Origin of the sequence: Methylobacterium pseudosasicola (assembly GCF_900114535.1) — a bacterium.
Taxonomy (GTDB): Bacteria; Pseudomonadota; Alphaproteobacteria; order Rhizobiales; family Beijerinckiaceae; genus Methylobacterium; species Methylobacterium pseudosasicola.
The window spans coordinates 1-1236 of sequence record NZ_FOTK01000127.1 but is presented as its reverse complement, the minus strand read 5'-3'; the positions used below and the strand labels follow the sequence as shown (position 1 = coordinate 1236).

Below are 1236 nucleotides of genomic sequence, written 5' to 3'. Positions count from 1 at the left end.
GCCTGCCGCCCTCGACCGGATCCGACGCAAGCTCGCCGGCTCTGCCGACGGCGACCGGCAGATGGTCGAGATCCTCACCGCCGTGCTGCGCGACGAGCTGAGCGCGGTCGAGGCGGCCTGCGCCGAGGCGCTGCGTGAGGGCGTGCACTCGGCCGATGTCGTCCTCAACATCCTGGCCCGGCAGCGCGAGCCGACCGCCCCGGTCACCATCCTGACGCCTGAGAGCCTGCGGCTGCGCCATGAGCCGGTCGCCGACTGTACCCGCTACGACAGCCTGAGGAGAGCCCCATGATGGAACGTCAGGACATCCTCGCCACCATGGGCGAGCTGAAGCTGTTCGGGATGAAGGCGGCCTACGATGAGATCATCAAGGTCGCGCTCAAGCGCACCCACGAGCCGCAGCAGGTCGTCGGCGACCTGCTCCAGGCCGAGATCAGCGAGAAGCAGGCGCGCTCGATCCGCTACCAGATGACGATCGCCAAGCTGCCCCTGGCCAAGGACATCGCCGAGTTCGCCTTCGCCGACACGCCGGTCAACGAGGGGCTGGTGCGCGACCTCGCTGGCGGCGAGTTCCTAGCCCATCAGCGCAACGTCGTGCTGGTCGGCGGTACCGGCACCGGCAAGACGCACCTCGCCATCGCCATCGTGCGAGCGTGTATCCGGGACGGCAAGCGAGGCCGGTTCTACAACGTGGTCGACCTCGTCAACCGGCTCGAAGCCGAGGCGCGTGCCGGCCGGCAGGGCCGCATCGCCGACCATCTCATGCGGCTCGACTTCGTGGTGCTGGACGAACTCGGCTACCTGCCGTTTGCGCAGTCAGGCGGCCAGTTGCTGTTCCATCTGATCAGCAAGCTCTACGAGACCACCTCGATCGTGGTGACCACCAATCTCGCCTTCGGCGAGTGGCCGAGCGTGTTCGCCAGCGACGCCAAGATGACCACGGCGCTGCTCGACCGGCTCACCCATCACTGTGAGATCGTCGAGACCGGCAATGAGAGCTGGCGCTTCAAGAACCGCGTCTGAGGCCAGCGCCTACGCCGCGAAAGCCGGACGTCGGATCAGCTCAGCCGCACCGCACCCAGCTTGCGAAGGGGTCCCAATTGCACGCCGATCCGGGGTCCCGTTCCAACGCCTTTTGACAGATAGCGTCGCCTGCAACCGCTCGTAGGACAGTGCCTGGAAGGTCTTGAGATACGTCGCCACCGCATGCAGCCGCGGGCCAAACGGCGTGCCGCG

General features: G+C 67.2%; 1 protein-coding gene and 1 pseudogene. Both read left to right on the top strand.

Annotated elements, in window-relative coordinates; all coding sequences use genetic code 11:
- A pseudogene (locus BM228_RS33490) lies at positions 1-292 on the top strand (IS21 family transposase); the annotation flags it as partial.
- Positions 292-1023 (top strand): IS21-like element helper ATPase IstB, encoded by a 732-nt coding sequence (gene istB / locus BM228_RS33485; protein ID WP_092047643.1) that lies wholly within the window; start codon positions 292-294, stop codon positions 1021-1023. The pseudogene BM228_RS33490 and the gene istB, both read left to right, overlap by 1 nt.
- The last annotated feature ends 213 nt before the right edge of the window (positions 1024-1236 follow it).